Origin of the sequence: Sphingomonas sp. SUN019 (assembly GCF_024758705.1) — a bacterium.
Lineage (GTDB): Bacteria > Pseudomonadota > Alphaproteobacteria > Sphingomonadales > Sphingomonadaceae > Sphingomonas.
Genome location: NZ_CP096971.1, coordinates 993,694 through 1,016,908 on the forward strand (window position 1 = coordinate 993,694; position 23,215 = coordinate 1,016,908).

General features: G+C 66.0%; 19 protein-coding genes. 4 read left to right on the top strand and 15 right to left on the bottom strand.

Features of this window, described 5'->3' with window-relative positions; translation table 11 throughout:
* The first annotated feature begins 65 nt into the window (after window positions 1–65).
* Complete coding sequence (gene cbbX / locus M0208_RS04770) at window positions 66–947, top strand: CbbX protein (protein ID WP_258890588.1); 882 nt, start codon at window positions 66–68, stop codon at window positions 945–947.
* Between the two features lie 10 nt (window positions 948–957).
* Window positions 958–1,668, top strand: coding sequence for an HAD-IA family hydrolase (locus tag M0208_RS04775; protein WP_258890589.1), 711 nt, complete (start codon window positions 958–960; stop codon window positions 1,666–1,668).
* On the opposite strand, the gene glgX is transcribed toward M0208_RS04775, so the two are convergent.
* The 15 genes from glgX to M0208_RS04850 all read right to left on the bottom strand — a co-directional run bounded on the left by glgX (window position 1,665) and on the right by M0208_RS04850 (window position 20,029).
* Window positions 1,665–3,407, bottom strand: a complete 1,743-nt coding sequence (gene glgX, locus M0208_RS04780) for a glycogen debranching protein GlgX (RefSeq protein WP_258890590.1) — start codon at window positions 3,405–3,407, stop codon at window positions 1,665–1,667. The genes M0208_RS04775 and glgX overlap by 4 nt on opposite strands.
* A 130-nt stretch (window positions 3,408–3,537) precedes the next feature.
* Window positions 3,538–5,154 (bottom strand): alpha-D-glucose phosphate-specific phosphoglucomutase, encoded by a 1,617-nt coding sequence (locus M0208_RS04785; protein WP_258890591.1) that lies wholly within the window; start codon window positions 5,152–5,154, stop codon window positions 3,538–3,540.
* Entirely contained in the window at window positions 5,151–6,587 is a 1,437-nt protein-coding gene (gene glgA / locus M0208_RS04790) for a glycogen synthase GlgA (RefSeq protein WP_258890592.1), read from the bottom strand. Before glgA ends, M0208_RS04785 begins: the two co-directional genes overlap by 4 nt.
* A gap of 157 nt (window positions 6,588–6,744) precedes the next feature.
* The gene (gene glgC / locus M0208_RS04795) at window positions 6,745–8,004 is read right to left on the bottom strand and encodes a glucose-1-phosphate adenylyltransferase (RefSeq protein ID WP_258890593.1); all 1,260 of its coding nucleotides are present in this window, start codon (window positions 8,002–8,004) and stop codon (window positions 6,745–6,747) included.
* 22 nt (window positions 8,005–8,026) lie between these two features.
* The gene (gene glgB, locus M0208_RS04800; RefSeq protein ID WP_258890594.1) at window positions 8,027–10,180 is read right to left on the bottom strand and encodes a 1,4-alpha-glucan branching protein GlgB; all 2,154 of its coding nucleotides are present in this window, start codon (window positions 10,178–10,180) and stop codon (window positions 8,027–8,029) included.
* On the bottom strand, window positions 10,177–12,609 hold the full coding sequence (locus M0208_RS04805; RefSeq protein WP_258890595.1) for a glycogen/starch/alpha-glucan phosphorylase: 2,433 nt from the start codon (window positions 12,607–12,609) through the stop codon (window positions 10,177–10,179). The genes glgB and M0208_RS04805 overlap by 4 nt, the downstream gene beginning before the upstream one ends.
* An 89-nt stretch (window positions 12,610–12,698) precedes the next feature.
* Window positions 12,699–13,052, bottom strand: a complete 354-nt coding sequence (locus M0208_RS04810; protein ID WP_258890596.1) for an iron-sulfur cluster assembly accessory protein — start codon at window positions 13,050–13,052, stop codon at window positions 12,699–12,701.
* Window positions 13,052–13,510: an SUF system Fe-S cluster assembly protein gene (locus tag M0208_RS04815; RefSeq protein ID WP_258890597.1), complete on the bottom strand. Its 459-nt coding sequence runs from the start codon at window positions 13,508–13,510 to the stop codon at window positions 13,052–13,054. Before M0208_RS04815 ends, M0208_RS04810 begins: the two co-directional genes overlap by 1 nt.
* The gene (locus M0208_RS04820) at window positions 13,507–14,742 is read right to left on the bottom strand and encodes an aminotransferase class V-fold PLP-dependent enzyme (protein ID WP_408988078.1); all 1,236 of its coding nucleotides are present in this window, start codon (window positions 14,740–14,742) and stop codon (window positions 13,507–13,509) included. The genes M0208_RS04815 and M0208_RS04820 overlap by 4 nt, the downstream gene beginning before the upstream one ends.
* Complete coding sequence (locus M0208_RS04825; RefSeq protein WP_258890598.1) at window positions 14,739–15,824, bottom strand: SufD family Fe-S cluster assembly protein; 1,086 nt, start codon at window positions 15,822–15,824, stop codon at window positions 14,739–14,741. The genes M0208_RS04820 and M0208_RS04825 overlap by 4 nt, the downstream gene beginning before the upstream one ends.
* A 136-nt stretch (window positions 15,825–15,960) precedes the next feature.
* Window positions 15,961–16,704, bottom strand: coding sequence for a Fe-S cluster assembly ATPase SufC (sufC, locus tag M0208_RS04830; RefSeq protein ID WP_258893166.1), 744 nt, complete (start codon window positions 16,702–16,704; stop codon window positions 15,961–15,963).
* A 2-nt stretch (window positions 16,705–16,706) separates the two neighbouring features.
* Window positions 16,707–17,099 (bottom strand): endonuclease domain-containing protein, encoded by a 393-nt coding sequence (locus tag M0208_RS04835; protein WP_258890599.1) that lies wholly within the window; start codon window positions 17,097–17,099, stop codon window positions 16,707–16,709.
* Between the two features lie 86 nt (window positions 17,100–17,185).
* Window positions 17,186–18,658: a Fe-S cluster assembly protein SufB gene (sufB, locus tag M0208_RS04840; protein ID WP_258890600.1), complete on the bottom strand. Its 1,473-nt coding sequence runs from the start codon at window positions 18,656–18,658 to the stop codon at window positions 17,186–17,188.
* A complete protein-coding gene (locus M0208_RS04845; protein WP_258890601.1) occupies window positions 18,658–19,101 on the bottom strand; it encodes an SUF system Fe-S cluster assembly regulator in 444 nt (147 codons plus the stop codon). The genes sufB and M0208_RS04845 overlap by 1 nt, the downstream gene beginning before the upstream one ends.
* A gap of 211 nt (window positions 19,102–19,312) precedes the next feature.
* Window positions 19,313–20,029 (bottom strand): AraC family transcriptional regulator, encoded by a 717-nt coding sequence (locus M0208_RS04850; protein ID WP_258890602.1) that lies wholly within the window; start codon window positions 20,027–20,029, stop codon window positions 19,313–19,315.
* A 406-nt stretch (window positions 20,030–20,435) separates the two neighbouring features.
* Here M0208_RS04850 and M0208_RS04855 point away from each other — a divergent pair, with 406 nt between their 5' ends.
* Both M0208_RS04855 and ggt read left to right on the top strand, forming a co-directional pair.
* The gene (locus tag M0208_RS04855) at window positions 20,436–21,464 is read left to right on the top strand and encodes a quinone-dependent dihydroorotate dehydrogenase (protein WP_258890603.1); all 1,029 of its coding nucleotides are present in this window, start codon (window positions 20,436–20,438) and stop codon (window positions 21,462–21,464) included.
* Between the two features lie 45 nt (window positions 21,465–21,509).
* Window positions 21,510–23,195 carry a gamma-glutamyltransferase gene (gene ggt, locus M0208_RS04860; RefSeq protein WP_258890604.1) on the top strand — a complete coding sequence of 562 codons (1,686 nt, stop codon included), beginning with the start codon at window positions 21,510–21,512 and terminating at the stop codon, window positions 23,193–23,195.
* Window positions 23,196–23,215 lie beyond the last annotated feature (20 nt).

A 23,215-nucleotide genomic window follows, 5' to 3' on the forward strand; every position in this document is an offset into this window, starting at 1 on the left:
TCGTTAGTGGATAGCCCCCTCCACCATGCTTCGCATGGTCCCCGTCCCCGTCCCGGGGAGGATTTATGAACGACGCTATCGACCTCCGCCGCGATTACGCCGAGAGCGGGCTGGACGAGGAACTGGCACAGCTCGACCGCGAGCTCGTCGGACTCGCGCCGGTCAAACGGCGGATCCGGGAGATCGCCGCGTTGCTGCTGGTCGATCGCGCGCGCCAGAAACTCGGCATATCGACCGAAGCCCCGACCTTACACATGAGCTTCACCGGCAACCCCGGCACCGGCAAGACCACCGTCGCGCTGCGGATGGCGGGAATCCTCCACAAGCTCGGCTATGTGCGGCGCGGACATCTGGTGTCGGTGACCCGCGACGATCTGGTCGGGCAATATATCGGCCACACCGCGCCCAAGACGAAGGATGTGCTGAAGAAAGCGATGGGCGGCGTGCTGTTCATCGACGAGGCCTATTACCTCTACCGCCCCGAAAACGAACGCGATTACGGGCAGGAGGCGATCGAGATATTGCTGCAGGTGATGGAGAACCAGCGCGACGACCTGGTCGTCGTGCTCGCCGGTTATGCCGAGCGGATGGAGACGTTCTTTTCCAGCAATCCCGGCTTCCGCAGCCGCATCGCGCATCATATCGATTTCCCCGATTATGAGGACGGCGAGCTGGTCGTGATCGCCGATACGATTCTGGACGGGCAAGGTTATCGCCTGTCGGACGCGGCGCGTGATACTCTGGGCGAATATGTCGCGCTGCGCCGTGCGCAGCCGCATTTCGCCAACGCGCGATCGATCCGCAATGCGCTCGATCGCGCCCGGCTGCGGCAGGCGGTGCGGCTATTCGATGCGCCTGCGGCGGTCACCGCCGAGCAGCTTTCGACGATCGAGCCTGAGGACATTCGCGCAAGCCGCGTGTTCGGGGCGAACGAGGAAGCGGCCTGACGCGGTGCCCTTGCAGGCGATCATCTTCGACGTCGACGGGACTTTGGCCGAGACCGAGGAGACGCATCGCGCGGCGTTCAATCTGGCATTCGCCGAGGCGGGTTACGCGTGGTGCTGGTCGCCCGACGATTATACCGCGCTGCTGACGACGACGGGCGGGCGCGAGCGGATTGGCCGCCACATGACCGAAATCGGCGTGTCCCCCGATCCAGCGGTGATCGCGGCGCTGCACGTGCGCAAGAACCAGCTCTATGCCGATCTTATCGCGAGCGGCGCGGTGGCGCCGCGGCCAGGCGTCCGCGAGCTGATCGCCGAGGCGCGCCGTGATGGCATCGCAACGGCGATCGCCACGACCACCAGTCGATCCAATCTGATTGCTTTGCTCGACCGGATTTTCGGACCGAAAGCGATGCACGGGTTCGCTGCGGTGATCTGCGGCGAGGACGTCGCAGCTAAGAAGCCCGATCCGGAGGTGTATCGTCGCGCGCTGGCCGCGCTTGGTCTCCGCGCACCGGCGTGCGTGGCGATCGAGGATTCGGCCAACGGACTTGCAGCGGCGCGCGCCTGCGGCATCGCCACCGTCGTCACCCTTTCGCGCTACACGATCGGTGAGCACTTCGACGGCGCGGCGCTGGTGCGCGAGAGTCTTGCCGACGACAACGGGCGGGTTGGGATCGCAGAACTGCGCGCACTGCTGACGCAGATGGCCGCGGCGGTTTAGGCGTCGTCTAACCTGACAAATCGGTTCACGCGGTCGATCGTGACGGTTGCGCCTGACATATCCAGTCTGAATCCATCGCTCATGGCCCAATCAGAGGCGTTCATCTCAGCGCCGTCCAGCCGCCGCCATGTTGCATCGTGGCGTATCGCCGGCTCGGAAAATTCGGGATGCGCGGCGCGGTGGGAGGCCAGACCAGCGACATAGTCTTCCAACGCGAGGTCGCGCCCCGTCCAGTCCAGCCACGTCGTCGGATTGTCCTGTGCATAGGCGTTGTTGTTGCCGTCGTGGGTGCGACCGAATTCGTCACCTGCAGTCAGCATGATCGTGCCGCGGGCGGCGAAAAGCGTGGCGAGCAGGGCGCGGCTGTCGGCGGCGCGCGCGGTGATGATGGCGGGGTCGTCGCTCGGTCCCTCGACACCGTTATTCCACGCGATTTCGTCGGCGTGGCCGTCGCGATTATCTTCGCCATTCGCGTGATTGTGGCGCTCGGCGTGACTGACCAGATCGGCGAGGGTGAAGCCGTCGTGCGCGGCGATGAAGTTCACCGTCCGCGTTCGTTCATCCCCGAAGATGTCGGGTGAGCCGGACAGCCGCGTCGCGAGCGTCCCCGCATCGCCGCCGCCACGCCAGAAGCGGCGGACGTCGTCGCGGAAGCGGTCGTTCCATTCGAGCCAGGTCGCGGGAAAGTTGCCGAGCTGATAGCCGCCGGGTCCGATGTCCCACGGCTCGGCGATCATCACGCGCGTGGACAGGAGCGGATCGGCGGCGATCGCGTCGAAGATCGGCGCGGCGGGATCGAAGCCGGGACCGCGCGCGATGACCGGCGCGAGATCGAAACGGAAGCCGTCGACGCCCTGCTCGGCAAAATGGCGCAGCGTCGCCAGCGTGAGGTCGCGGACCGCCGGGTTGGCGAAGTCGAAGGTGTTGCCGGTGCCGGTGTCGTTGATGAGGTCGCCGTCGGGATCGCGGGCATAGGCCGCGTCGTCGAGACCGCGGAAGCTGAGCGTCGGGCCGTCCAGGTCGCTTTCGCCGCTGTGATTGAACACGAGATCGAGGATCACCCCGATGCCTGCGGCGTGGAGCGTTTCGATGGTCGCGCGCAGTTCGGGCAGGCCGCCGGGACACAGACCGGGATCGAGCGCCATCGGGACGACCGGATTGTAGCCCCAGGCGTTGGTCAGGCCGAGCGGCGCGAGGTGGCGTTCATCAATCCACGCGACGATCGGCATCAGCTCGACCGCGGCGACCCGCAGTTTCAGCAGGTGCGCGATGATCGCCGGATGCGCGAGCGCGGCGACCGTTCCGCGTTGTTCGGCGGGTACGTCGGGGTGCAGCATGGTGAAGCCGCGGACGTTCAGTTCGTAGATCAGACCGCCCTGGTGGAAGTACGCCGGGGCTGCGGGAACGGGAGCGAGTAATGCAGTGACGAGTGCTTTAGGCACGAAGTGCGCCGTCTCCGCGCCGGGCGTGGCAAGGTCGGGATGCCAGGTGAAGCGACGGTCCAGCGTGGTCGCGTAGGGGTCGACGAGGAGTTTGGTCTCGTCGTGCGGAGCGGGACCGGCAGCGCGGTAGCCGTAGCGCTGGCCGGGCGTGATTCCTTCGACCTCGAGCGTCCAGTTATCACCGGTGCGGGTCATTGTGTGACGCGTTTCGGCTTCGTCGCTGAAGAGGCATAACCATACGGTTTCCGCCCGGGGAGCACGGACGGTAAAGATCGCGCCGTTCTTCGCCACAAGCATACCCAATTCCTCCCCCAACGGGGGAGGGGGACCAGCCGCAGGCTGGTGGAGGGGCAGACCCAAGCGACAGTCTTGCCTGGCTGCCCCTCCACCGTCTTCGACGGTCCCCCTCCCCGTTCCGGGGAGGAATTCAGGTGACGACATCTGGCGCGCTGCGGCCGGTGTACCGCACGATTCCGGCGATCGCATCCGCTGAGACGGCGATATCGGCCAGCATCACGGTCGTGTCCGCATCAAGATCGCCGTCCGGCGCTTCGTATCGTTCGAGATACACCCGCAGCGTCGCGCCGCTGGTGCCCGTGCCGGAAAGGCGGAACACGACGCGGCTGCCGCCGGTGAACAGCACGCGCACGCCCTGATTGCGGCTGATTGATGCGTCGGTCGGATCTTCATAGGCGAAGTCGTCGGCGGCCTCGACCGTCAGAGTGTCGAAAGATGTGCCAGGCAAACTCGCCAGCTTGCCGCGCAGTTCGGCCATCAGCGCATCGGCGGCGGTGGTGTCGACGCCTTCGTAGTCGTGGCGGGCGTAGTAATTGCGACCGAACCTCGTCCAGTGATCGCGCGCGAGATCATCCACCGACATTTTCCGCACCGCGAGGATGTTGAGCCACAGCAGCACCGCCCACAGCCCGTCCTTCTCGCGGACGTGATCCGATCCCGTCCCCGCGCTCTCCTCACCGCAGATCGTCGCCATGCCCGCGTCGAGCAGGTTGCCGAAGAACTTCCACCCCGTCGGCGTCTCGTAAACCGGGATTCCGAGCGATTCCGCCACGCGATCGGCGGCGGCGCTGGTCGGCATCGATCGCGCGACGCCCTTCAATCCCGCGGCATAGCCCGGCGCGAGATGCGCGTTCGCGGCGAGCATCGCGAGGCTGTCCGACGGGGTGATGAAGCGCCCGCGCCCGATGATCAGGTTGCGGTCGCCGTCGCCGTCCGACGCCGCGCCGAAATCGGGCGCATCGGGGGCCATCATCGTGTCGTACAGCTCCTTCGCGTGGACCAAGTTCGGGTCGGGATGATGCCCGCCGAAATCCTCCAGCGGTACGCCATTGCGCACGGTGCCGGGCGCGAAGCCCAGGCGGCGTTCGAGGATTTCGGTCGCATAGGGGCCGGTGACCGCGCTCATCGCGTCGAACGCCATCGTCAGGCCCGACGCGCGGATTGCGGCGAAGTCGAACAGGGTTCCCATCAGCGCGGCATAGTCAGCTACGGGATCGACGATCTCGACCGTCATGCCCGCCAGCGTGGTTTCGCCGAGCGTGTCGAGGTCGACCGCGCCGTCGACGGTCAGATAGCGATCGATCGTCAGCGTCCGCGCGTGGATCGCCTCGGTCACCTTTTCGGGCGCAGGGCCGCCGTTCGACACGTTGTACTTGATTCCGAAATCCTCGTCCGGGCCACCGGGGTTGTGGCTGGCCGACAGCACCAGCCCGCCGATCGCGCTGCGCAGGCGGATCAGGTGACTTGCCGCCGGCGTCGACAGGATGCCCCCCTGCCCCACCACGACGCGCGCGAAGCCGTTCGCAGCGGCCATGCGGATCGCGCGGGCGATCACCTCGCGGTTCAGGTAACGCCCGTCGCCGCCGATCACCAACGTCGCGCCCGCCGTGCCCTCCACCACGTCGAATACCGACTGGATGAAGTTTTCCGCGTAATTGGGCTGCTGAAACACGCGGACCTTCTTGCGCAGCCCCGACGTGCCGGGCTTCTGATCGGTGTAGGGCGTCGTGGAAACCGTCTCGATCATCGCTGCAGCAAATCCCTGTAGAGCGCCGCGTAGCGCGCGCCGCTAGTCCCCCATGAGAAGTCCGCCTTCATGCCGCGGCGTTGCATCGTGCACCAGTGGGCGGGCGACGCATGGAGGCGGATAGCGCGACGGATCGCGGCGGTCAGGGCCTCGCGCGTCACGCCGTCGAACTGGATCCCCGTCGCGACGCCCGCAGCGAGCGCAGCGTCGTTGGCGTCGATAATCGTGTCGGCCAAGCCGCCGGTCCGCGCGACGACGGGCACGCACCCGTAGGCCAAGCCGTAGAGCTGGGTCAGCCCACACGGCTCGAACCGCGACGGGATCAGGATCGCGTCCGCGCCGCCTTGAAGGAGGTGCGACAACGGTTCGTCGTAACCGATGCGCACGCCGATCCGCCCGGGATGTCGCGCCGCGGCATCGAGGAAGGCGTGTTCGAGCGTCACATCACCCGATCCGAGCAGCGCCAGCCGCCCGCCGCGCGCCACCAGATCGTCGAGGCAGTCAGCAAGGACGTCGATCCCCTTTTGCCAAGTCAGGCGGCTGATGACGGTGAAGATCGGGCCGTCGCCGGCCTCCAGCGCGAACGTGCGCTCCACCGCGCGCTTGTTGGCGGCGCGGCGCGGGAGGGTGCGGTGGGTGTAGCGGGCGGGGAGTGCGGGGTCGGTTTCGGGGTTCCACACGGCGGGATCGATGCCATTGACGATGCCGTGAAGGCGTTCCCGGCGCGTCGTCATCAACCCCTCGAGACCCATGCCGAATTCGGAACGGAGTATTTCGTCGGCGTAGGTCGGGCTGACGGTGGTGATCGCATCCGCCGCCTCCAGCCCAGCCTTCAGGAAACCGACCCCGCCGTAATATTCGACGCCGTCGATCGCGAACGCCGCGGCCGGCAGGCCGAGGTCGGGAAAGATCGCGGCCTCGAACCGGCCCTGAAAGGCGATGTTGTGGATCGTGACGACCGACTTCACCGGCGCGGCGGTGTAGCGGAGATACGCAGGGGCCATCGCCGCCTGCCAGTCGTGCGCGTGGAGGATGTCGAAGGTCAGCCCCTTCACTGCCCCACGCGCTATCTCTGCCGCGGCGCGACCCAGAGCGGCGAAGCGCCGCCAATTGTCGGGCCAGTCCGTTCCGGTTGCGTCGCCATACGGGCCGCCGCCGCGCGCGAACAGGCGCGGCGCGTCGAGGACCAGCAAAGGATGGCCGTCGATCTCGCCCTTCAACAACCGCGCCTCGACGCCGAGCAGGTCGCGCCAGCGGTGGATCGCGCGTGCGCCTTTGATGGAGAGAGCGAGCGCGGGGTAGCCGGGGAGCAACGTCGTGGTTTGGACTTCGTGCGCGGCGAGCGCGGCGGGCAGCGCGCCGACTACGTCGGCGAGTCCGCCGGTTTTTATGAGGGGATAGGCCTCGGAGGCGACCGAGAGGGCGCGGATCATAAATCCTCCCCAATTCGTCCCCGGAACGGGGAGGGGGACCAGCCGCAGGCTGGTGGAGGGGCAGACAAGCAGGACTGTCGCCTGTGGCTGCCCCTCCACCATTCGCTTCGCGAACGGTCCCCCTCCCCGTTCCGGGGAGGAATTGAAGAGGCCAATCTCACGTCAGTTTGTCGATCATCGACTGCGTGATCAGGCACACCCCGCTGTCCGTCCGCCGGAAACGATGCGCGTCGATCACCGGATCGTCACCCACAACCAGGCTGTCGGGAATCACCACGCCGCGATCGATCACTACCTTCCGCAACCGCGATCCGCGCCCGACGTGAACGTGCGGCAACACGACCGCTTCGTCGAGCATCGCGAAGCTGTGCGCACGGACGCCGGTGAACAACAGTGAGCGGTGGATAGACGCGCCGGACACGATGCAGTCCCCCGACACCAGGCTCGCCACCGCAGACCCGCGCCGGCCATCGATATCGTGGACGAATTTCGCTGGCGGCGTGATCTCCGAATAGGTCCACAGCGGCCAGCTGCGGTCGTACAGATCCAGTTGCGGCACGACGTCGGTCAGATCGATATTCGCCGCCCAATAAGCCTCGACCGTGCCAACGTCGCGCCAATAGCTGCTAGATTCGTACGACGACCGCACGCAGCTGTCGGAGAAACGGTGCGCCACGGCTTTGCCGGTCTTCACCAAATGCGGGATGATATCCTTGCCGAAATCATGGCTGGAATTCGGGTCCGCGGCGTCGCGGCGCAATTCCTCGAACAGGCGCTTGGTCTGGAAGACGTAGATGCCCATCGAGGCCAGGCTGACCTCGGGATTGCCGGGCATTGCGGGCGGATCGGCGGGCTTTTCGACGAAATCGACGATCCGGTCCTTCGCATCGACGTGCATCACGCCGAACCCTACCGCCTCCAGCCGTGGCACCTCCAGGCAGGCGACGGTCACGTCCGCGCCCGCATCGACGTGCTGCTGCAGGATCAGTTCGTAATCCATCTTGTAGATGTGGTCGCCCGCCAGGATGACCATATATTCGACGCCGTAGCTTTCGATGATGTCGATGTTCTGGAACACCGCGTCGGCGGTGCCCTCATACCATTGAAACTCGCTGATCCGCTGGCTGGCGGGTAGGATGTCGAAGCTTTCGTTGCGTTCGGGACGCAGGAAGTTCCAGCCGCGCTGCAGGTGGCGGATCAGCGAATGCGCCTTGTACTGCGTCGCCACACCAATGCGGCGGATGCCCGAATTGATCGCGTTCGACAGCGCGAAGTCGATGATGCGCGATTTCCCGCCGAAATAGACTGCTGGCTTGGCGCGCGCGTCGGTCATCTCGAACAACCGGCTGCCGCGCCCGCCCGCCAGTACATAGGCCATCGCGTCGCGTGCGAGCGGTTGCCCTTTTCTTTGATCCATCCTCTCGCTCCTGTTCTTCTTGTTATCCGGCGTATTCGAGCATCAATGTCGCAAGCGGCGGCAGGGTGACGAAGGCCGCGCCGTCCTTTGCGGTCACGCCGCCGAGGTTGCCCAGCCCCGATCCCCAGTAATCGTGCGCATCCGAATTGATGACCTCTCGCCAGCGCCCATCGTGCGGCAACGGCACGCGGTAAGGCGCGCGCGCGATCGGTGTCATGTTGCACACGATCGCGATCGGCCGTTCGCCCGGCGCCTTGCGCAGCCACGCGAAGACCGAGTTCGCCGCATCGTCGACGACCAGCCATTCGAACCCTTCCGGCTCGCAATCGCGCGCGTGCAACGCGGGCCGCTCGCGGTAGAGTCGGTTGAGATCACGGACAAGTTTGCGCACCCCGTCATGCGCCTGCGAGTTGCGCAGATTCCAGTCGAGCGCGCGTTCCTCGCTCCATTCGCGGCGTTGCGCGAACTCCTGCCCCATGAACAGCAGCTTCTTGCCGGGATAGCCCCACATCATCGCGTAATAAGCGCGCAGATTGGCGAATTGCTGCCAGTCGTCGCCGCTCATCTTGGCGAGCATCGATCCCTTCCCGTGGACGACCTCGTCATGGCTGATCGGCAGGACGAAATTCTCGGTGAAGGCGTACATCAGGCCGAAGGTGATGTCCTCGTGATGATGCACGCGGTGCACCGGCTCGCGCGCCATGTACTTCAGCGTGTCGTGCATGAAGCCCATGTTCCACTTGAAGCCGAAACCGAGCCCTTCCTCATGGACCGGGTTCGTCACCCCGGGCCAGGCGGTGGATTCCTCGGCGATCGTGAACACGCCGGGGTGCTGGCCATACACCGCCTTGTTCATCGATTGCAGGAAGGCGACCGCCTCCCAATTCTCGCGGCCGCCTTCCTTGTTCGGGATCCATTCGCCTGCGGCGCGTGAATAATCGCGGTACAGCATCGATGCGACCGCATCGACGCGCAGCCCGTCGACATGGTAATGCTCGGCCCAGAAGGTCGCGTTGTTGACCAAAAACGACGACACCTCGCGCCGCCCGAAATTGTAGATCGCGGTGTTCCAGTCGGGGTGATAGCCGAGCCGCGGATCGTCATGCTCGTAGAGAGCGGTGCCGTCGAACCGCGCGAGGCCGTGCGCGTCGGTCGGGAAATGCGCGGGCACCCAATCGAGCAGCACGCCGATCCCCGCTCGGTGCGCACCATCGACAAAGCGCGCGAAGCCCTCGACATCGCCGAACCGCGCCGACGGAGCGTAGAGGCCGGTGGTCTGATACCCCCAACTGGGATCGTACGGATGTTCGCTGACCGGCAGGAACTCGATATGGGTGAAGCCCATCTCGACGACGTATGGGATCAGCCGGTCGGCCAGTGCGTCCCAGGTCAGGAACCAGCCGTGCGTGTCGCGGTCCCACGATCCGGGATGCACTTCGTAGATGCTGATCGCGACGCGGCGCGGATCGACCGCGGCCCAATAGGCGCGGTGATCGGCATCGCCCCAGACGTGTTGCGACGGCGCGGTGGTGACCGATGCGGTGTCGGGGCGCAGTTCGGAGGCGAAGGCGTAGGGGTCGGCCTTCAGCGGCTGGACCAGTCCATCAGCACCGACGATCTCGTATTTGTACGCCGCGCCGGGTGTGATGCCGGGCAGGAAGATTTCCCATACGCCGGTGTCGGCGCGCTTGCGCATCGCGTGGCGCTTGCCGTCCCAGTCGTTGAAGTCGCCAACCACCGACACGCGCTGCGCGTTCGGCGCCCACACCGCGAAGTGGAAGCCGGTCGCGCCTTCGTGGTCGATCAGATGTGCGCCGAGCTTGTCGTACAGGCGGAAGTGCGTCCCCTCCCCCATCAACTGATCGTCGATCGGGCCGAGCACTGGGCCGAAGCTGTAGGGATCGACGACGAGCCATTCAGCCTCGCCGGCGGCCGCCTTGTATTTCACCGGTGCCGGATCGCCCGTCACCACGCCCTCGAACAACCCGGCGTCGTCAACACGATCGAGCGTGCCGATCTTCTTGCCCTTGAGCGTCTGCACCTCGATCGTCTCTGCGCCGGGCATCAACACGCGCACGAAGGTGCCGTTCGGCCCGGCGTGCGGGCCGAGCAACGAAAACGGATCGGCGTGCGTCCCCGCCAGCAACGCCTTCAGCGCGCCCTTCGGCGGCTTCACAGCACGTTCCAGATGTCGCGCGCATATTCGCCGATCGTCCGGTCGGACGAAAACCAGCCGACCTGCGCCACGTTGCGGATCGCCGACGCGCGCCAGGCGTCGCGATCGGCCCAGCGTGCGTCGACCTGACGCTGGGCGGCGGCATAAGCGTCGAAATCGGCGGCGACCATGAACCAGTCGTGCTCGTACAGCCCGGCCATCAGGCCTTGGTAACGGTTGGGATCATCGGGGGAGAACACGCCGGACGCGATGGCGTTCACCGCCTGCGCCAGTTCGCGGCTGCCCTCGATCACGGCGCGCGGTTCGTAGCCGTCGGCGCGCTTCGCCGCGACCTCGTCCGCGGTCAGCCCGAATATGATGATGTTCTCGTCCCCGACGTGATCCCTGATCTCGACGTTTGCGCCGTCCAGCGTGCCGATGGTCAGCGCGCCATTGAGCGCGAATTTCATGTTGCCGGTGCCCGACGCCTCCATCCCTGCGGTCGAAATCTGTTCCGACAGATCAGCGGCGGGGACGATGCGTTCGGCCAGGCTGACGTTGTAATTGGGCAGAAACGCGACCTTCAGCAATTTGCCGATCGACGGATCGCCGTTCACCCGCCGCGCGACGTCGTTCGCCAGTTTTATGATGAGCTTCGCATTGTGATAGCTCGATGCCGCCTTTCCCGCGAACAGCTTCACGCGCGGGGTCCAGTTGCGTTCGGGGTGGCTGCGAATCTGGTCGTACAGCGCGACCGTCTCGATGATGTTGAGCAGCTGGCGCTTGTATTCGTGGATACGCTTGATCTGCACGTCGAAGATCGCGTCGGGATCGAGCCGCAGGCCCATGCGGTCCTTGATATGCGCGGCCAGCGCGACCTTGTTCGCGCGCTTCACCTCGGCGAAGCGTTCGCGGAAGGCGGCGTCCTCAGCGAACGGCGCGAGCGCGGTTAGCGCCGCCGCGTCGTCGAGGAACTCCTCGCCGATCGCATCGCGGATCAGGTGGGTCAGGCCGGGATTGCATTCGAACAGCCAGCGGCGCGGCGTGATGCCGTTGGTCTTGTTGTTGATCCGCGCCGGGTACAGCTTGTGCAGGTCGGCGAAGACCGTCTGCTTCATCAGGTCGGTATGCAGCGCCGCGACGCCGTTGACGCTGTGCGATCCCGCAAAGGCCAGGTTCGCCATCCGCACCCGGCGTTCTCCGCCTTCGTCGATCAGGCTGATCGCGCCGATCGCTTCGTCGTCGATCCCGTCGGCCTTCCGCGCCTCGCGCAGCACCCGCGCGTTGATCGCATAGACGATCTGCATGTGCCGCGGGAGGAGACGTTCGAACAACGGCAGCGGCCAGCTTTCCAGCGCTTCGGGCAGCAACGTATGGTTCGTGTAGCCGAAGGTCGCCTTGGTGATCTCCCACGCCTCGTCGAAGGCAAGGTCGTGATGGTCGATCAGCAGCCGCATGAGTTCCGCGACCGACACTGCGGGGTGCGTGTCGTTCAGCTGGATCGCGGCCTTGTCTGGCAAGGTCCGAACGTCGCCGAAATACTGGATGTGGCGGCGGACGATGTCCTGGATCGAGGCGGAGGAGAAGAAATACTCCTGCCGCAACCGCAATTCCTGCCCTGACGCGGTGGAGTCCGCCGGATAGAGCACGCGCACCAGGCTTTCGGCGCGCACCTGGCCAGCCAGCGCGCCTTCGTGGTCACCCGCGTTGAACTTGTCGAGCTTGATCGGGTCGAGCGACACCGCGGTCCACAGCCGCAGCGTGTTCACCCGCTTGCCGCGCCACCCGACCACGGGCGTGTCGACCGCCACCGCCTCGACCGCCTCGGCGGGTTTCCAGTGCACCTGCCCCGCATCATTGCCGGTCACTTCGCCGCCGAAGCCGACGAAGTACGCGCTCTCGCGACGTTCGAACTCCCACGGATTGCCGTGCGCCAGCCAGTTTTCGGGCAGTTCCACCTGCCAGCCGTCGTCGATCCGCTGGCGGAACATCCCGTTCATGTAACGGATGCCGTAGCCGTAGGCGGGCAGGTCGAGCGTCGCGAGGCTCTCCATAAAGCACGCCGCCAGCCGTCCGAGCCCGCCGTTACCGAGCGCGGCGTCGGGCTCGATCTCCTCGATCTCCGCCAGGTCGACGCCGAGCTGGCTGAGCGCCTGGCTGACTTCGCGGTTCTTCCCGAGGTTGGCGATCGCATCGCGCAGCAGGCGGCCGATCAGGAACTCCAGGCTGAGGTAATAGACGCGCTTCGACTTCGCCGCGTGCGTTTCGCGGGTCGACGCCATCCACCGGTCGATGATGTCGTCGCGCACGGTCAGGATCGTCGCGGCGAGCCAGTCGTGCGGGAGGGCGGCGCGTTCGTCCTTGCCGATGCGGTGGATCAGATTGTCGACCAGCCGGTCGGCAAGCGGCGACCGCGGCGGGGCGCTCGTGGCGAGAGCGGTAACGTTCATTGTCGTCTGTCCCCGTCAGATGGCGATGGACAGTCTAGCGGTGCGCGCGGGCGAGAGTCACGCGCCATACGTATGTAGAACGCGCTATTTCAGACGGTGAAGCTTTCGCCGCAGCCGCACGCGCCCTTCGCATTGGGGTTATCGAACACGAAGCCCGCGGTGAAATCGCCCTCGACCCAGTTCATCGTCGATCCGACTAGGTACAGGATCGATCCGCCGTCGACGTACAACGTGCCGCCGGGGGTCTCGATCTTTTCGTCGAACGGCTTCGCCTCGGTCACGTAATCGACCGAATAAGCGAGGCCGGAACAGCCGCGCTTCGGGGTCGACAGCTTCACCCCGATCGCTTCCTCAGGCGCGCGCGCCATCAGATCCGCGATACGGGCGTTGGCAGTGTCGGTCAGGTTCAGCGCGGCGGGGCGCTGGCGGAGCGTCGTGGCCATCAGAGCATCCCCAATTCTAACCGCGCTTCGTCCGACATCTTGGCGGGATCCCAAGGCGGATCCCACACGAGGTTCACGTCGGCGATGGCAATGCCGGGGACCGATCCGACGCGCAGTTCGACCTCCGCGGGCATCGATTCCGCAACCGGGCAATGCGGGGTCGTCAGCGTCATGTTGACCACCGCGTGACCGTCGTCGGTGACCTCGACGCCATAGATCAGCCCGAGGTCGTAGATGTTCACGGGGATTTCGGGGTCGTAGATTTCCTTCAGCGCATCGACCACCGCCTCATACAGCGCGCCGCCGGGTTCGGCGGCGGATTCGACCTGCGGCTTCTGTGCGAGGAAGCCTTCGAGATAGTCGCGCTTGCGCTCGAACGTCTCGGCCGCGGTTTCGACGCGCGCGCGTGGCGGGGCGTCGACGCCCGAAACTTCCTCGGTGCGAATACTGTCGCTCATCCGAAAATCCTCGTTACTCGCTCAAGTCCGCGCACCAAAGCTTCCACATCCTGCGGACCGTTGTACACCCCGAAGCTGGCGCGCGCGGTCGCATCGACTCCCAGCATCTCCATCAGCGGCTGCGCGCAATGATGCCCGGCGCGGATCGCGACCTTCGCTTCGTCCAAGATGGTGCCGACGTCGTGCGGATGCACCCCTTCGACCGAAAAGCTGACTATCCCCGCGCTGTCGTCCGGCCCAAACAAGCGGATCGAATTGAGCTGCGACAGCGCGTCTCGGGTCTGTTTCACCAGCGCGGTTTCGTGTGCGTGGATGCGGTCGAGACCGATGCTTTCGACATAGCCGATCGCCGCAGCGAGACCGAGGACGCCGACGATGTGCGGCGTGCCCGCCTCGAACCGGCCTGGCGGGGGGGCGTAGGTGGTCTTCGCGAAGGTCACGCGGTCGATCATCGCCCCGCCGCCCTGATAGGGCGGCATCGCGTCAAGCAAATCGGCTCGGCCCCACAGCACGCCGATGCCGGTCGGGCCGTACAGTTTGTGCCCGGAGAAGACGTAGAAGTCGCAGTCGAGATCGCGCACGTTCACAGGTAGCCGCGGGACCGCCTGGCATCCGTCGATCAGAATCTTCGCGCCGACCTTGTGCGAGAGGTCAGCGGCGCGTCGGACATCGAGGACCGAGCCGAGGACGTTCGAGACGTGCGCCAGCGCGACGAGCTTGTGCTGCGGGGTGAGCATCGCGGCCATCGCATCGAGATCGATGCGATGGTCGGGCGTGAGCGGGATCACATCGATCGCCGCCCCGATGCGCTCGGCGACCATCTGCCACGGCACGATATTGCTGTGATGTTCGAGCTGGCTGAGCAGGATGCGGTCGCCCGCTTTCAATTGCGTTCCCGCCCAGCATTGCGCGACGAGATTGATCGCCTCGGTCGCGCCGCGGACGAACACGCATTCGTCGGGGGACGCCCCAATGAAATCGGCGACGGTGCGGCGCGCGGCTTCGTAGGCGAGCGTCATGTCGGCGGAACGCTGGTACACGCCGCGGTGGACCGTCGCATAGGTCGTGTCGTAGCCCCGGGTGATCGCGTCGATCACGGGCTGCGGCTTCTGCGCGGTGGCGGCAGTGTCGAGGTAGGCCCAGCCCGCCGGGATCGCCGGAAAATCGGCAAGCGTATCGAGCGGGCGAGCGCTCGGAAGGTTAGTGGAAGGTGAGGCCAAGATCACACTCACAACGCAGCCTCCAGCCACGCGTCCGCATCGGCCGCGAAGGCGTCGCGCACCGTCTCGTCGGCGATGCGGTCGAGCGCATCGGCGACGAACGCGCGCGTCAGCAGCGCCTTCGCGCGCGGCTCGGGGATACCGCGGCTGGCCATGTAGAACAGCGCCTTCGCGTCGAGTTCGCCGACCGTCGCGCCGTGTGCGCATTTCACGTCGTCCGCGAAGATTTCGAGTTCGGGCTTCAGGTTGACGGTCGCGGTGCGCGCGAGGAGCAGGCCACGGAGCGATTGTTCGCCGTCGGTCTTCTGCGCGTCGCGCGCGACCTCCACCGCGGCGGCGAGGCTGGCGGTGGATTTGTCGGCGGCGACCGCGCGCCACAATTGGTGCGACTGGCCGTTCGGGGCGGCGTGGCGGACGCGGACGGCGCATTCCTGGCGTTGGTCGGCGCGGGTCAGCAGCGCGCCGCCATATTCGGCATAGGCCCCCTCCCCGCTGAGCACGACCGCGGCGTCGATGCGGCTGCCCGCGTCGCCCGCGCCGAGGACGGTCTGGACGAAACTGGCGCCCTGGCCGAGGTCGGCTTCGTCGCGCAGGGACACGAACCCGTCGGGCTGGAGCAGGCGGATCGAGCGCATCAAGCGGGCGGAATGGCCGAGCGTGATGCGGGTCAGGCGGTTGGTCCAGCCGGTTCCGGTGAAGGTCTCGATGACCGTGGCGACGGCGTCTTCGGCAAGGGTGATTTCGGCGGGGACGTGGTTTTCAGCCCCGGTCGCGATATGGATGATCTGGACGGGATCGGCGACCGCATCCTTGGGCAGGTCGAGCCGCCAACCGGGGCCGGTGGCGCGGGCGGCCAGCGGATGGTCCGATGCGCGGATGTTGGCGAAGGTCACGCGGACGAGGATCGAACGCGCCTGATCCAGCACCCCGTCGACGAGGACGATACGGTCGCCGGGAAGGTCGAGGAAGGTTGCGGATATTGGCGCATGGGTGTGCGCAACATCACGCGATGTTGCCGCCGCGGCCATGATTGCTTGCGGATCAGACCAGCGCCACAATTCCTCGCGCGTGCTGGGGAGGGTTAGGGATTCCATCAAATCCTCCCCTGCAAGGGGAGGTGGCAGGCGAAGCCTGACGGAGGGGTGTCGCCGCTAGTAACGAAGGGTGACACCCCTCCGTCGCGCTGCGCGCGCCACCTCCCCTTGCAGGGGAGGATTTGCGATACGGTCATCACGCCGCCACCCCCGCGTAGCCCTCACGCTCCAGTTCGTGCGCCAGGTCCGCGCCGCCAGTGCGGGTGATCACGCCGCCATCCAGGACGTGGACGAAATCGGGCCTGACGTATTCCAGCAGGCGCTGGTAATGCGTGATGAGCAGCACCGCTTTATCCGGCGCACGCATGATGCGGTTGATGCCATCGCCGACGATGCGCAGCGCGTCGATGTCGAGCCCGCTGTCGGTTTCGTCGAGGATCGCGAATTTGGGGTCGATGACGCCCATCTGCACCATCTCGTTGCGCTTCTTCTCGCCGCCCGAAAAGCCGACGTTGACCGGGCGTTTGAGCATCTCGGCGTCCATGTCGAGCTTCTTCGCTTCGTCGCGCGCGAGTTTGAGGAATTCGGCGCCCGACAGCGGCTTCTCGCTGCGGACCGCGCGTTGTGCGTTGAGGGCCTCGCGCAGGAACTGGACGTTGGAGACGCCGGGGATTTCGACCGGATATTGGAAGCCGAGGAACAGCCCCGCGGCGGCGCGTTCGTTGGGGGCGAGATCGAGCAAATTCTGGCCGTCGAACGTGACGGTACCCGCGGTGACCTCGTAACCAGGGCGACCGCCGAGGACGTAGCCGAGCGTGGACTTGCCCGCGCCGTTCGGCCCCATGATCGCGTGGACCTCGCCCGCGTTCACGGTGAGCGTCAGGCCGCGGAGGATTTCCTTGCCGTCGATTTCGGCGTGGAGGTTGGTGATTTTAAGCATCGTCATCCTACTACCCCCTCCCCTTCAGGGGAGGGGTTGGGGTGGGGTTTCGCCGCGCGCTCGACGCTGCCGTTCAGCGCGTTCGCGATCATCCAGGCGACGCCTTCGATATTCGACATCACTTCATGGTTGGTCACGCGCAGCACGCGATAGCCCTGCGCTGCGAGGACATCATCCCTCAGGCGATCTTTAGCCTCGTCGTGCGTGTCGCCGTCGACTTCGACGATCAGCTTGGCGCTCGGGCAGACAAAATCCGCGATGAACCAGCCGATGACTTGCTGGCGGCGGAATTTGGCGCCTTCCAGCTGGCTGTTGGACAGGGCGAGCCATAGACGCTTTTCGGGTCCGGTGGGGTTTTTACGCATTTCGGCGGCGCGGCGATTCAATTCAGCCAAGGTATTTGCGGAGAGACCCCACCCCCGGCCCCTCCCCTGAAGAGGAGGGGAGTTTTGTTGTCTTGCTTGATCGCCTACAGTCCACATCATCCGACCGAGCCTTCGAGTGAAATACCCAGCAACTTCTGCGCCTCGACCGCAAACTCCATCGGCAACTGCTGCAGCACTTCCCGCGCGAAGCCGTTGACGATCAGGGCGACGGCGGCTTCCGAATCCAGGCCGCGGGACATGGCGTAGAACATCTGGTCTTCGCTGATCTTGCTGGTGGTCGCTTCGTGTTCGATCTGCGCCGAGGGATTGCGAACCTCGATGTAGGGGATAGTGTGTGCGCCGCACTGGTCGCCCAGCAGCAGGCTGTCGCATTGGGTAAAGTTGCGGACGCCTTCCGCGGTCGGGGCGACGCGCACCAGGCCGCGGTAGGTATTGTCCGAGCGACCGGCGGAAATGCCCTTCGACACAATCGTCGAGCGGGTGTTCTTGCCGAGGTGGATCATCTTCGTGCCGGTGTCGGCCTGCTGGCGGTTGTTGGTGACCGCGACCGAATAGAACTCGCCGACGCTGCCGTCGCCCGCCAGCACGCAGGACGGGTATTTCCAAGTGATCGCGCTGCCGGTTTCGACCTGCGTCCAGCTGACCTTGCTGTTGCGGCCCTGACACAGTGCGCGCTTGGTGACGAAATTGTAGATGCCGCCAACGCCGTTCTCGTCGCCGGGATACCAGTTCTGGACGGTCGAATATTTGATCTCCGCATCGTCCATCGCGACGAGTTCGACGACTGCGGCGTGGAGCTGGTTTTCGTCGCGCATCGGGGCGGTGCAGCCCTCCAAATAGCTGACGTAGCTGCCCTTGTCGGCGACGATCAATGTACGCTCGAACTGGCCGGTGTTTTCGGCATTGATGCGGAAATAGGTCGACAGCTCCATCGGGCAGCGGACGCCCTCGGGTATGTACACGAACGTGCCGTCGCTGAAGACCGCGCTGTTGAGCGTGGCGAAGTAATTGTCGCGCTGCGGCACGACCTTACCCAGCCATTTGCGCACGAGGTCGGGATATTCCTTGATCGCCTCGCTGATCGAGCGGAAGATCACGCCGGCGGATTCGAGTTCCTTGCGGAAGGTGGTCGCGACGGAAACGCTGTCGAAGACCGCATCGACCGCGACGCGGCGCGGGAGTTCGGCGCCCTCGACGCCCGCCAGCACCTTCTGTTCGCCGATCGGAATGCCGAGCTTTTCATAGACGCGCAGGATTTCGGGATCGACTTCGTCCAGGCTGCCGATCTTGGGCTTCGCCTTGGGCTCGGCGTAATAATAAGCGTCCTGATAATCGATCGGGGGCACATTCAGCTTCGCCCAGTCGGGCGGGGTCATGGTCAGCCACAGGCGATACGCCTTCAGCCGCCAGTCGAGCATCCATTCGGGCTCGCCCTTCTTCGCGCTGATGAAGCGCACCGTGTCTTCGGACAGGCCCTTGGGGGCGAATTCCTGCTCGATATCCGAGCTGAAACCCCATTCGTAGGTCTTCGCGACCGCGGCATAGGCTTCGGCGTTCTTGGTGGCCATTATGCGTGCGCCTCCTCGCGCACGGGTAATCTTATTGGCGCCGCTGACAGCGATGCGAGGGTCACGCCCGCCAATGCGCCGCGGACGGCGTCGTTGACGGCGTTCCAGTGCGGTTTCACGCGGCAGCTGCCCTCGATGCAGCAATCGTGATCGCCCGCGTCGACGCAACTGGTGAGAGCGATCGGCCCCTCCACCGCCTCGACGATTTCGGCCAGCGTGATCGCGGAGGGCGGGCGCGAGAGGCGGAAGCCGCCGCCGGTGCCGCGCGTGCTTTCGATCAGACCCGCTGCGCTGAGGCGGCTGACGAGCTTCTGCGCGGTGGGAAGCGGCACACCGGTCTCGTCGGCCAGCAGCGTCGCGTTCAGACGACCCGCACCACCGCAATGGCGCGCCGCGGCGCTCATCAGGACGACGGCATAGTCGGCTAGGGAAGAAAGGCGCATTTGCGAGCGGTTCTCAAATCGGATCGATCTTGTCCGATTGCAAATGGGGCCTCGTGCGGCCCGGGTCAAGCGCATCGCGGCAAAGCCGCCCTTCGACTGCGTGCAAACGCAGGCGCTCAGGACAGGTTTTGCCGGGCGACGCTGTAGCGTCGCCGTCCGCGCTGCCGATGGGTATGCCGCGCTCCAGCTTCGTTAGAGCTTGGCGTCGGCGTCAGGTATCAGAGATCAGCCTCGACACCTGCCCCGACAGCGCATGGCGCTGCGCCATCGTCAGTTGCGCCAACAGGTTCGGTTCGGTGCGCATCTGGCGCGGCGTCAGGCCGGTGAAATGCTTCATCTCGCGGATCAGGTGCGACTGATCGTAGAAGCCGTGGTCGATCAGTTCGTCCAGCGTCGCCTCCCCGTTGGCCAGCGCGACCGCGGCGCGCAAGGCGCGATACTTGCGCGCCAGCACCTTGGGCGGGGCGCCGTACAGCGCGTTGCAGCGGCGTTCGACCTGCCGCCGCGACAGCCCGGTCGCGGCGACCAGATCGTCCAGATCGGGCGACGGGCTGCCCGCCAGCCATGCGTCGATCTGCCGCGCGAAATCCAGCGTGCGGCCGTCGGCGCGCGCGATCGAGCCGCGCACGAACGCCTCGACGATGGCGATCCGTTCGTCGATTCCGGCGACAGCGAGCATCGCATCGGCGGCGCGCGCCATGGCGGGACCGAAGATCGCCGGGCCGTCGAGCACCCTGTTTAGCATCGCCGACGCGTCGACGCCGAGCAGCGCGGCCCAGCCCGCCGGTTGCAGTCCCATGCCGACGACCAGCAACGGCCCCTGAGCGCGCGTCAATATCGCGCCCGACGTGGGGCCGACGATGTGCATCGGCGGCGATTCCTGAATGGTGCCGTCGGGGAAGGTGTAACTGGCATCCCCCCCACTCAAGCGAAAGCGAAGCTGCGCGTGGTCGGCGCGCTCGAGATCCTCGAACTGCGGGATAGGCGCAACAAAATGATAGAAGAGTGTAACAAATGGTTTCAGGTCGTCCGCCGGGACTCGGTAGTCCAGCCTGATGTCCGTCACTGTTCGCGCCCCGCTTCTTCCGGGAACTTCGTCCCGGTTTCAACGCATTCTCCCTAGCGCGAACAGGCCTAAAAGAAAAGAGCCCGGCCGCCGAGGCGGGCCGGGCTGAGGAAAGAGCCTCCTGGATTGGAAGCCCTTCGGGTCGCACGATCTTTAGACACTAGTTCGTCCGAATAGTATTGTACGGATACGACGTGGCGCACGTTATTTTCTTACAACCTAGCTTAGGGTTGATTTGTTGCGCGCGCCGCCGCAAGCCGCTGTCATCATGTCGTTTCGCGCCCGTTCCATCCTGTTTTCTCTTGATGCCGAGCGCGCGCATGCGTTGACGATCGCCGGATTGGCCGCTTGGGCGCGGGCTGGTGCGCCATTCGCGAGTCGTGTGACCGATTCGGTCCTAACGACCCGGGTGGCCCGGATCGATTTCGCCAATCCGCTGGGGCTCGCCGCCGGGGCGGATAAGGATGCGAAGGGTGTGCCGGGGTTCCACGCGCTGGGCTTCGGATGTGTCGAGGTGGGGACGCTGACCCCGCTGCTGCAGGACGGCAACCCGCGGCCGCGGCTGTTCCGGCTGGTCGAGGATCGTGCGGTCATCAACCGGATGGGGTTCAACAATGGCGGGCTGGCGGCGGGACTGGCGCGAATTCCCGTACGGCGCGCGGGGGTGTTGGGGATCAACGTCGGGGCAAACAAGGACGCGGTGGACCGAATCGCGGACTATGTGGCGGGGGTGACGGCGGCGGCGCCCGTTGCGGATTATGTAACGATCAACATCAGCAGCCCGAACACGCCCGGCCTGCGCGACCTGCAGCATGGCGCGGCGCTGAACGATCTGCTGGCGGCGTGCGATGTCGCGCGGGGGAAGACCCCGTTATTCCTCAAGGTCGCGCCCGATCTGACCACGGCGCAGGTCGACGAACTGGCGCGGGCGGCGATCGACAACCGGATCGATGCGTTGATTGTGGGGAATACGACGGTGTCGCGGCCCGCGTTGCGATCGGCCAATGCGGGCGAGACTGGCGGGCTGTCGGGCGCGCCGCTGGCGGGACTGGCGCGCGAGCGGCTGGGCGATTTCCGCAAGGCCACCGGTGGCGCGATGACGCTGATCGCGGCGGGCGGCGTGGATTCGGGAGCGGAGGCCTACGCGCGGATCCGTGCGGGGGCGAGCCTGGTGCAGGTGTACAGCGCGCTCGTCTATGAGGGGCCGGGGCTGGCGAACCGGCTGCTGCGCGACCTGGCGGCGCTGTTGAAGCGCGATGGGTTCGCGAGCGTTTCCGACGCGGTCGGCGCGGACTGACGTTACGGCTTGCCTAGCGCGACCGCGCGGCTAGGGTCGCGCGCCATGAAGCCTGTTCTTGCGCTGGTCGCGTTCCTCACCCCCCTCCCCGCCCTCGCACCCTCGTCAGTAAGTGCGCAGGCGCGAGCGCCTGGCGGGGGCATCGTCACCTCCGCCGATCCGCGCGCGACCGAGGCGGGGCAGGCGATCCTGCGGCAGGGCGGGTCGGCATCCGACGCGGCGATCGCGATGATGCTGGCGCTCACCGTGGTCGAGCCGCAATCGTCGGGCATCGGCGGCGGCGGGTTCCTGCTGCATCAGAGCGCGGGCGGAAAGCTGGAGACGATCGACGGGCGGGAGAAGGCCCCGGCGGGGGCGACGCCGCGGCGCTTCGTCGATGCCGCGGGCAAGCCGATCCCGTTCATCGAGGCGTTCCAGGGCGGGCGGGCGGTCGGCGTGCCGGGCAACATCAGGCTGGCCGCGCTGGCGTCGAAGAAATGGGGCAAGCTCCCGTGGAAGGCGCTGTTCCAGCCCGCGATCCGGCTGGCCGAGGGGGGCTTTGCGGTGACGCGTCCGATGGCGGAGGCGACAACGCGGGTGTCGCCGCTGTGGAAGAACTTCCCTGCGACCGCGGCGCAATATGGCAGCACGGGGCTGACGCAGGGAACGACTGTGAAGAACCCCGCGCTGGGAAAGCTGTTGCGCAAGGTGGCCAAGGATGGGCCGGACGCTTTCTACACCGGCGGCAATGCCAAGGCGCTGCTGGCGGCGGTGACGACGAGCAAGCTCAATCCCAGCGAGATGACCGCGGCCGACCTGACCGCCTATCAGGCGAAGGAGCGCGCGCCCGTTTGCGGCGAATACCGCGGCTACCGTGTGTGCGGGATGAGGCCGCCGTCTTCGGGCGCGACGACGGTGCTGCAGATCCTGGGGATGCTGGAACGCTTCGACCTGAAGGCGCTGGGCAAGGATTCGCCCGTCGCATGGCATCTGATCGGCGAGGCGATGCAGCTCGCTTATGCCGACCGCGAGAAATATCTGGGCGACGCCGATTTCGTGTCGGTGCCGGTCGCGGGGCTAATCGACCGTGGCTATATCGGCAGCCGGTCGCGGCTGATCGCCGAGGAGAAGACGCTGTCGGCCTATGACGCGGGCACGCCGCCCGGCGCACCGCCGCGGACGGCGGCGGAGCAGCGCGAGGTGCCGGGGACGACGCACTTCATCGCGGTCGACCGGGCGGGCGACGTCGCGACGATGACCTCGACGATCGAGGGGCCGTTCGGCAGCCAGCTGCTCGCCAACGGCTATGCGCTGAACAACGAACTGACCGACTTCACCTTCGCGCCGGAAAAGGATGGCGCGCCAGTCGCCAACCGCGTCGAGGGCGGGAAGCGGCCATTGTCGTCGATGGCGCCGACGATCGTGTACAAGGACGGGAAACCCGTTTTCACGGTCGGCGCGGCGGGCGGCAAGACGATCATCATGCAGGTGACGAAGGCGATCGTCGCACATCTCGACTGGGGACTGAACGCGCGCGATTCGATCGGCGAACCGTTGGTGTATTTCAACCGCGAGGGGCTGGTGCTGGAACAGGGCACGCGGCTGGAGGCGATGAAGCCGGCGCTGGAGAAACTGGGGCACAAGGTGTCGGTCGGGCGATTGCCGCTGAAGGCCAATGCGGCGGAACTGACCACGACCGGCTGGGTGGGCGCGGCCGATCCGCGTGGTGTGGGAACGGCGTTGAGCGAGTGACCAGAACCCGCTCATCCTGA

Coding starts and splice junctions, on each gene's coding strand:
- sufC (WP_258893166.1), bottom strand. CDS start 16,704: ATGCTTAAAATCACCAACCTCCACGCCGAAATCGACGGCAAGGAAATC.
- sufB (WP_258890600.1), bottom strand. CDS start 18,658: ATGGCCACCAAGAACGCCGAAGCCTATGCCGCGGTCGCGAAGACCTAC.
- glgX (WP_258890590.1), bottom strand. CDS start 3,407: ATGCTTGTGGCGAAGAACGGCGCGATCTTTACCGTCCGTGCTCCCCGG.
- ggt (WP_258890604.1), top strand. CDS start 21,510: ATGAAGCCTGTTCTTGCGCTGGTCGCGTTCCTCACCCCCCTCCCCGCC.
- M0208_RS04855 (WP_258890603.1), top strand. CDS start 20,436: ATGTCGTTTCGCGCCCGTTCCATCCTGTTTTCTCTTGATGCCGAGCGC.
- cbbX (WP_258890588.1), top strand. CDS start 66: ATGAACGACGCTATCGACCTCCGCCGCGATTACGCCGAGAGCGGGCTG.
- M0208_RS04785 (WP_258890591.1), bottom strand. CDS start 5,154: ATGATCGAGACGGTTTCCACGACGCCCTACACCGATCAGAAGCCCGGC.
- M0208_RS04845 (WP_258890601.1), bottom strand. CDS start 19,101: ATGCGCCTTTCTTCCCTAGCCGACTATGCCGTCGTCCTGATGAGCGCC.
- glgC (WP_258890593.1), bottom strand. CDS start 8,004: ATGGATCAAAGAAAAGGGCAACCGCTCGCACGCGACGCGATGGCCTAT.
- M0208_RS04805 (WP_258890595.1), bottom strand. CDS start 12,609: ATGAACGTTACCGCTCTCGCCACGAGCGCCCCGCCGCGGTCGCCGCTT.
- M0208_RS04825 (WP_258890598.1), bottom strand. CDS start 15,824: ATGGAATCCCTAACCCTCCCCAGCACGCGCGAGGAATTGTGGCGCTGG.
- glgA (WP_258890592.1), bottom strand. CDS start 6,587: ATGATCCGCGCCCTCTCGGTCGCCTCCGAGGCCTATCCCCTCATAAAA.
- M0208_RS04810 (WP_258890596.1), bottom strand. CDS start 13,052: ATGGCCACGACGCTCCGCCAGCGCCCCGCCGCGCTGAACCTGACCGAC.
- M0208_RS04815 (WP_258890597.1), bottom strand. CDS start 13,510: ATGAGCGACAGTATTCGCACCGAGGAAGTTTCGGGCGTCGACGCCCCG.